This is a genomic window from Hydrogenophaga sp. (assembly GCF_041633695.1).
GTDB lineage: Bacteria > Pseudomonadota > Gammaproteobacteria > Burkholderiales > Burkholderiaceae_C > Hydrogenophaga.
Window position 1 is genome coordinate 1 of sequence record NZ_JBFJMY010000199.1, and the last position, 7,384, is coordinate 7,384.

The following is a 7,384-nucleotide window of genomic DNA, read 5'->3' on the forward strand; positions in this document are numbered from 1 at the left end:
TCGACGTGGGCGTAGTGGCGGTTGGCCGTTTCGTATTCCACGTGGGCGGTGTTGATGGTGATGCCACGGGCCTTCTCTTCGGGCGCTGCATCGATCTGGTCGTAGGCCTTGGCCGCACCGCCAAATTTCTTGGCCAGCACGGTGGTGATGGCCGCCGTCAAGGTGGTTTTACCGTGGTCGACGTGACCGATGGTGCCCACGTTGACGTGCGGCTTGGTCCGCGTGAATTTCTCTTTTCCCATTTCAAATACCTCAAAAGAACAAAGCCCGTGCTGGTTTAACGTTTCCGGCCTTGACCTGCCACGGGCAGCTGGTCAACCGCTTGCGCGGCGCCGAAGACAAAACTTGATTGCGTGAAGTGCTTTCCCCAGGTTGCGGTGGATCCGGCTTTGCCGGTCCACTCGCAACGCCCCCTTGAGGGGGTGACGCGCCGCAGGCGCGGCGCGGGGGTGGGCTTACTTCGCGCGGCTTGCGACGATCGCCTCAGCGACGTTGCGCGGTGCTTCGGCGTAGTGCTTGAACTCCATGGAGTAAGTCGCACGGCCTTGGGTCGCGGAACGCAGCGTGGTCGAGTAGCCGAACATTTCCGACAGGGGCACTTCGGCCTTGATGGCCTTGCCGCCACCTACCATGTCTTCCATACCCTGCACCATGCCGCGACGGCTGGACAGATCGCCCATCACGTTGCCGGCGTAGTCTTCTGGCGTCTCGACTTCCACGGCCATCATGGGCTCGAGGATGACCGGGCTGGCTTTGCGGCAACCTTCTTTGAAGCCAAAGATGGCGGCCATCTTGAAGGCCATTTCGGAGGAGTCCACATCGTGGTACGAACCGAAGTGCAGCGTGACCTTGACGTCCACAACCGGATAACCGGCCAGAACGCCCGTGGTCAGCGCTTCGATCACGCCCTTTTCCACCGCAGGGATGTATTCGCGAGGAACCACACCGCCCTTGATGGCATCGACGAATTCAAAGCCTTTGCCTGGCTCGTTGGGTTCGATCTTGAACACCACGTGGCCATACTGACCTTTACCGCCCGACTGGCGCACGAACTTGCCTTCGGAGTCTTCCACCGTCTTGCGAATGGTTTCGCGGTAAGCCACCTGGGGCTTGCCCACGTTGGCCTCCACACCGAATTCGCGCTTCATGCGGTCGACCAGAATCTCCAAGTGCAACTCGCCCATGCCGGCGATGATGGTCTGGCCCGACTCTTCGTCGGTCTTGACGCGGAACGAAGGATCCTCAGCGGCCAGACGTTGCAGCGCAATGCCCATTTTTTCCTGGTCGGCCTTGGTCTTGGGTTCCACGGCCTGTGCAATCACGGGCTCGGGGAAGACCATGCGCTCCAGCATGATGATGGAATCCGGATCGCACAGGGTTTCACCCGTGGTCACGTCCTTCAAACCCACGCAGGCAGCGATGTCGCCGGCGCGGATTTCTTCCACTTCCAGGCGGTTGTTGGCGTGCATCTGCACGATACGGCCGATACGTTCTTTTTTGCCCTTGATCGGGTTGTAGACCGTATCGCCCTTTTTCATGACGCCCGAATACACGCGCACGAAAGTGAGCTGACCGACGTAGGGGTCGGTCATCAGCTTGAACGCCAGCGCCGAGAACTTTTCGTTGTCGTCGGGCTTGCGGCTGGTGACTTCCTCGTCGTCGTCGGTGCCCTTGACATCGTCAATGTCCACAGGCGAGGGCATGAGTTCGATCACGGCGTCCAGCATGCGCTGCACACCCTTGTTCTTGAACGCGGTGCCGCACAACATAGGCTGGATCTCGACCGCCAGCGTACGGATGCGCAAGCCCTTGGTGATCTCGTCTTCGGTCAGATCACCCTCTTCCAGGTACTTGTTCATCAGCTCTTCGGAGGCTTCAGCCGCCGCTTCGACCATGTTCTCGCGCCACTTCTTGGCGGACTCGAGCAGATCGGCCGGAATTTCTTCGAACGTGAAGGTCATGCCCTGGGAAGCTTCGTCCCAGATGATGGCCTTCATCTTGCGCAGATCGACCACACCGGTGAAGTGCTCTTCCGCGCCGATTGGGATTACGATAGGCACAGGATTGGCCTTCAGGCGCAGCTTCATCTGGTCGTAGACCTTGAAGAAGTTGGCACCGGTGCGGTCCATCTTGTTCACAAAGGCCAGACGCGGCACCTTGTATTTGTTGGCCTGGCGCCAGACGGTTTCCGACTGGGGCTGAACGCCACCCACGGCGCAGTACACCATGCAGGCGCCGTCGAGCACGCGCATGGAACGCTCCACCTCGATGGTGAAATCCACGTGGCCGGGGGTGTCGATGATGTTGATGCGGTGCTCAGGGAAGGACAGGTCCATACCCTTCCAGAAACAGGTGGTCGCGGCAGAGGTGATCGTGATGCCACGCTCTTGCTCTTGCTCCATCCAGTCCATGGTGGCAGCGCCATCGTGCACTTCACCAATCTTGTGGTTCACACCGGTGTAGAACAGGATGCGTTCGGTGGTGGTGGTCTTGCCGGCATCGATGTGCGCGGAAATGCCGATGTTGCGGTAACGCTCAAGGGGCGTGGTGCGAGACATGGAAATACTCCAAAAAGGGGACGAGCCCGCCACCCTGTTTCAAGGGAATGCGGGCTCTCGGGTCAGGATGCAGATGCGGACGGATGCCCGAATCAGAAGCGGAAGTGACTGAAAGCCTTGTTGGCTTCGGCCATGCGGTGCACTTCGTCACGCTTCTTCATGGCGCCGCCTCGGCCTTCGGTGGCTTCGATCAGCTCGTTGGCCAGGCGCATGGCCATGGACTTCTCGCTGCGCTTGCGGGCAGCTTCCTTGATCCAGCGCATCGACAGCGCCAGACGGCGCACGGGACGCACCTCAACGGGCACCTGGTAGTTGGCACCACCCACGCGGCGGGATTTCACCTCCACCATGGGCTTGACGTTGTTGATGGCCATCGAGAACGCCTCGACCGGGTCTTTGCCGGTTTTCTTCTCGATTTGCTCCAGAGCACCATAAATGATGCGCTCGGCGACAGCTTTCTTGCCGCCTTCCATGATCACGTTCATGAACTTGGAGAGCTCGACATTGCCGAACTTTGGATCCGGCAGGATTTCACGTTTAGGGACTTCGCGACGACGTGGCATTTTTTCACCTCAAAATTTGCTTCAGTTGGCGCCTTGGCAGACACCGCGAGAGCCATTCGGACTCTCACTTACTCGACCCAACATCGGGTCACTACGCTGATTCACCGCGCCACGCGGAGAACAGCACCTACTACCAAAAACACAGGGCTTATTTGACCTTGGGCTTCTTCGCACCGTATTTGGAACGCGACTGCTTGCGGTCTTTCACGCCTTGCAAATCGAGCGAACCGCGCACGATGTGGTAACGCACACCAGGCAAGTCCTTGACACGACCGCCGCGAACCAGCACAACGCTGTGTTCCTGCAGGTTGTGGCCTTCGCCGCCGATGTAGGAGATGACCTCAAAACCGTTGGTCAGGCGCACTTTGGCGACTTTACGCAGAGCGGAGTTGGGCTTCTTGGGGGTCGTGGTGTACACACGGGTGCACACACCGCGACGCTGCGGAGAGTTTTCCATGGCCGGGCTCTTGGATTTGGTCTTTTCGACCTCCCGGCCGTGGCGCACGAGTTGATTGATGGTTGGCATGAAACGTCCCTAAACGTTTGGATAAAAAGCGAAAACGAATGCTTCTCGGAAGATTCCGAAAAGCCCTCTAATGTAGCACGGGCTTGCTGCCGGGGCAACTATGACCCGCTATCGGGGCCATCTGCCCCTTGAAAACCCGCGTCAGGATCCCGGTTATCACTGGATCCAGAGACGCAAAGCGTCCCAGGCACGCCCGAACACGCCACTTTCTTCGACGGTTTCCAGCACTTCCAGTGGCACTTCGGTCACCGCAGCGCCACTGGCCATGGACACGCGCAGGCTGCCCAGGGCCTGGCCGCGCACCAGGGGAGCGATCAAAGGATCGGGGCGGGCCACCTCGGTTTTGAGGCGGCTGCCTTCGCCGGTCGGCACCGACACCACAATGCCCTCGGGCTTGCCCAGCTTGACCTCGGCCGCTTTGCCCTTCCAGACACGCGGCGTAACCACTGGCTTGCCTGCGGGGAAAAGGCGCACCGCTTCATAGGCCGTGTAGCCCCAATTCAACAATTTCTGACTTTCCGCCGCGCGGACGTTTTCACTCGAAGCACCCAGGACCACGCTGAGCAAGCGCCGCTGGCCTTCGGGTCCAGCCCCCAGCGAGGCCACCGGGCGGCGTGCCGTGGCCACCAGGCAATAGCCGGCCGCATCGGTATGCCCCGTCTTCAGGCCGTCCACGCTCGGGTCGCGGAACAGCAGCAGATTGCGGTTGGTGTCGTTGGCTGCCGGGGTGCCGGGATAGCGGTAACGCTGGATAGCGTAGTACGGCACGTATTCCGGGAAGTCGTGCATGAGCCGCGCGGACAGCGTGGCCAGATCGCGCGCGGTGGTGGTGTGACCGGCTTCGGTCAGGCCCTCCGGGTTCTTGTAACCAGTGGATTTCAGACCCAAAGCCTTGGCCTGGGCATTCATCATTTCCACAAAGCGCTCCACCGAACCGCCCACGCCCTCGGCCAGCGCCACCACGGCGTCGTTGCCCGATTGCACGATCATGCCTTTGATCAGATCTTCCACCGGCACCTGCATTTTGGGGTCGATGAACATGCGCGAGCCCGGCATTTTCCAGGCCCGCTCGCTCACCGGCATGGTTTGCGTCAGCGTGATTTTGTTGGCCTTGAGCGCGTCAAACACCAGATAGGCGGTCATCAGCTTGGTCAGGGACGCAGGCTCCACCGGCTGATCGGGGTCACGCGCGGCCAGCACCTGCCCAGAGGTCACGTCCATCAGCAAATAGGCTTTGGCGGCGACTTCGGGCGGCTGCGGCAACTGGGCGGCAGCGGGAAGCGCCATCAACACGGGCAGGGACAGCGCCAACAATCGGGAGATAAAACGACGAAACAAAATCGGATCCTAGGTCGGTAAAAGTGAAACAAAAATGCGCGCAACGGCGCAGAAATTCGGGCTCAGGTGCACAACTGGCGCAAAACCAAGTCTTTGAGCAAGGGCAACTGGCCATGAAAAAAGTGGCCGCCCCCAGGGACTACCAGCACCGGCAAGACCTGGGGCCGGGCCCAGTCCATCACCGAAGTCAGCGGCACCGTGTCGTCCTGCTCGCCATGGATGACCACGGTGCGGCCATGGAGTTCCGCAGGCACCTCGGCCACCTCAAAGCGGCTCGCCGCCGTGCCCACCAATACCAGCTGACGGATCTCGCGCGCACCGTGCAAACGCGCGACCGCCTGGCTGGTGACAAAAGCCCCGAAGGAAAAACCCGCCAACGCCAGACCGCCTGACGGCGCTTGCGCCTGGACCACGGACAACAGGTCGTCCAGCTCGCCGACACCATTGTCGTAAACCCCGGCGCTGCGTCCAACGCCCCGGAAGTTGAAACGCACCGCCGTCCAGCCGCTTTGCACAAAGGCGCGCGCCAGTGTCTGGACCACTTTGTTCGACAAAGTGCCGCCGTGCACCGGGTGGGGATGGGCAATGACGGCCACGCCCAGGGCTTCGCCGTCGGGCCGGTCGATCGCCACCTCCAACGGCCCGGCGGGGCCGTCCTGTAGCAAGTATTCGGTTTGGGCGTTCATCGCAAATCCTCATGGGGCGCACCCGCCCAAGGACGGCGTGCAGTGCGCAAGAAAGGTATCACCGACCCACTTCGGGCGGCGTGAGAAGCCGCTGCACCACCACGCCATCGCGCAAATGGGACTGCACGATTTCGTCGATATCGCTCTCGTCCACGTAGCTGTACCAAACGGCTTCCGGGTAGACCACGGCAATCGGACCACCGGCGCAGCGGTCCAGACAACCCGCCTTGTTCACACGCACCTTGCCTTCGCCCAGCAGGCCCTGCGCCTTGGCCTGGGATTTGCACCGATCAAACGCGGCCTGGGCCTTGTGGTCGGCGCAGCAGGCTTCGCCACCCGCGCGCTGGTTCAGGCAAAAGAAGATGTGCCGCTGGTAATAAGACTTGTTTTCTGCCATGTGAGGATTCTAGTGGGCGGCCCTTGGACGTGAGGGCGCTCGGGCCACCAAACGCACACCCAAGACCAGCGCCGCAAAAGGCCACAACCAGCCCAGCCATTGCGACAGGCCATGGAAGCGGATAAACCGGCCTTGCTCCCAGACTTCGAGCGATTGTGCAAAGTAGGGGCTGGGCAAGGCGTGGTTGAGCAGACTGAGCGAGACCGCCAGGCACAGCAGCAGACCCACGGCACACAGGCGCCGGGGCAATGCCAATGCGGCCAAGCCCATGGCCAGGGCCAGGATCAGCCCCAGTTCGGATTGCGGACCGATCCAGGACCAGGCGTGCGAAGGGCCGTAAGTCAGCGCCGACGACAAGCCCACCGCTGCAAGACCACAAAAGAGCAAGGCGAACAAAAATCCCAGCCGCCGCACCACCGATCGCATGTCGGCGTAGCCCATGAACAAGGGCGCGAGCAATCCCAAGGCGATACAAAAGGCTTCGGCCAACGGGCCCAGATGGGTCGCAGCTTCGGCGTGGCGGGGCAACCACTCCAGAAACGGCGTGTCGGCGAGAAGTTGCGACAGGAACGCCTCCAGCCGATCCCAGACCTGTCCCAAGCCAAAGGGCACCGAGGCCGGATACAACAAGGCCGCAGGCCAAAGGGCCAGCATCACCAGACTGCCGTGCGCGCCGGCCTCGAACCAATCCGCTCGAAACTGGCTCCAGCGGCGCAAGCCCCCCAGTTTTTCCAGCAGCCAGGCCACGCTGGCACCCAGCACAGCGCCAGCGCTGTTCAAGGCGAAGTCGAGGTTGGAGGGCACGCGTTGTGGCAGAAAATTTTGCAAAGTCTCGATGCCGAGCGACAACAGCACGGGCGCGCACACCGCCAGCGGCCAAGACCAACGGCCCGATCCGGATCGCATCAACGCCAGTGCCAGCAAAAATCCCAGTGGCGCGTAGCCCACCAGGTTGGCCCCGACATCAAAGCCGGTCCAGTACTGCGGCAAGGGCGCGGTCAAAAACGCCCAGGGAGCAACACCTTGCAGCCGCCAGGCGGAAAACGGGTACAGGCTGGCGTACACCACCAGCGCCGCGAACAACAGCGCCAGCGGCCAGGCAGACGAGCGGGTTTTCAAAGCCGCTGCGGTCAAAAGGGCTTGACCACCACCAGCACCACAACGACCACCAGCATGAGCACCGGCGCTTCGTTGAACCAGCGGTACCAGACGTGCGAGCGACGGTTTTCGCCGGCCTCGAATACCCGCAGCAACCGGCCGCAGTACACGTGGTAGACGATCAGCAGCAGCACCAGCAGCAGCTTGAGATGCAGCCA

The 7,384-nt window shown here is 61.4% G+C and carries 9 protein-coding genes; all 9 read right to left on the bottom strand.

Annotated features, from left to right (window positions below; all coding sequences use genetic code 11):
* A partial coding sequence (locus ABYB95_RS13130; RefSeq protein ID WP_372659010.1) for a GTP-binding protein occupies positions 1-242 on the bottom strand: 242 nt, incomplete at its 3' end.
* 213 nt (positions 243-455) lie between these two features.
* Positions 456-2,558: an elongation factor G gene (fusA, locus tag ABYB95_RS13135; protein ID WP_372659011.1), complete on the bottom strand. Its 2,103-nt coding sequence runs from the start codon at positions 2,556-2,558 to the stop codon at positions 456-458.
* Between the two features lie 92 nt (positions 2,559-2,650).
* The gene (gene rpsG / locus ABYB95_RS13140) at positions 2,651-3,121 is read right to left on the bottom strand and encodes a 30S ribosomal protein S7 (protein WP_372659012.1); all 471 of its coding nucleotides are present in this window, start codon (positions 3,119-3,121) and stop codon (positions 2,651-2,653) included.
* Between the two features lie 148 nt (positions 3,122-3,269).
* Positions 3,270-3,647 (bottom strand): 30S ribosomal protein S12, encoded by a 378-nt coding sequence (gene rpsL / locus ABYB95_RS13145; RefSeq protein ID WP_069048581.1) that lies wholly within the window; start codon positions 3,645-3,647, stop codon positions 3,270-3,272.
* A gap of 156 nt (positions 3,648-3,803) precedes the next feature.
* Positions 3,804-4,934: a D-alanyl-D-alanine carboxypeptidase family protein gene (locus ABYB95_RS13150; RefSeq protein WP_372659017.1), complete on the bottom strand. Its 1,131-nt coding sequence runs from the start codon at positions 4,932-4,934 to the stop codon at positions 3,804-3,806.
* 113 nt (positions 4,935-5,047) lie between these two features.
* Entirely contained in the window at positions 5,048-5,671 is a 624-nt protein-coding gene (locus tag ABYB95_RS13155; RefSeq protein WP_372659013.1) for an alpha/beta hydrolase, read from the bottom strand.
* A gap of 58 nt (positions 5,672-5,729) precedes the next feature.
* Positions 5,730-6,068: a ferredoxin gene (locus tag ABYB95_RS13160; protein ID WP_372659014.1), complete on the bottom strand. Its 339-nt coding sequence runs from the start codon at positions 6,066-6,068 to the stop codon at positions 5,730-5,732.
* A gap of 9 nt (positions 6,069-6,077) precedes the next feature.
* Positions 6,078-7,187, bottom strand: a complete 1,110-nt coding sequence (locus ABYB95_RS13165; protein WP_372659015.1) for a VanZ family protein — start codon at positions 7,185-7,187, stop codon at positions 6,078-6,080.
* Between the two features lie 11 nt (positions 7,188-7,198).
* The coding region (locus tag ABYB95_RS13170) for a CopD family protein (protein WP_372659016.1) at positions 7,199-7,384 on the bottom strand (186 nt) is incomplete at its 5' end.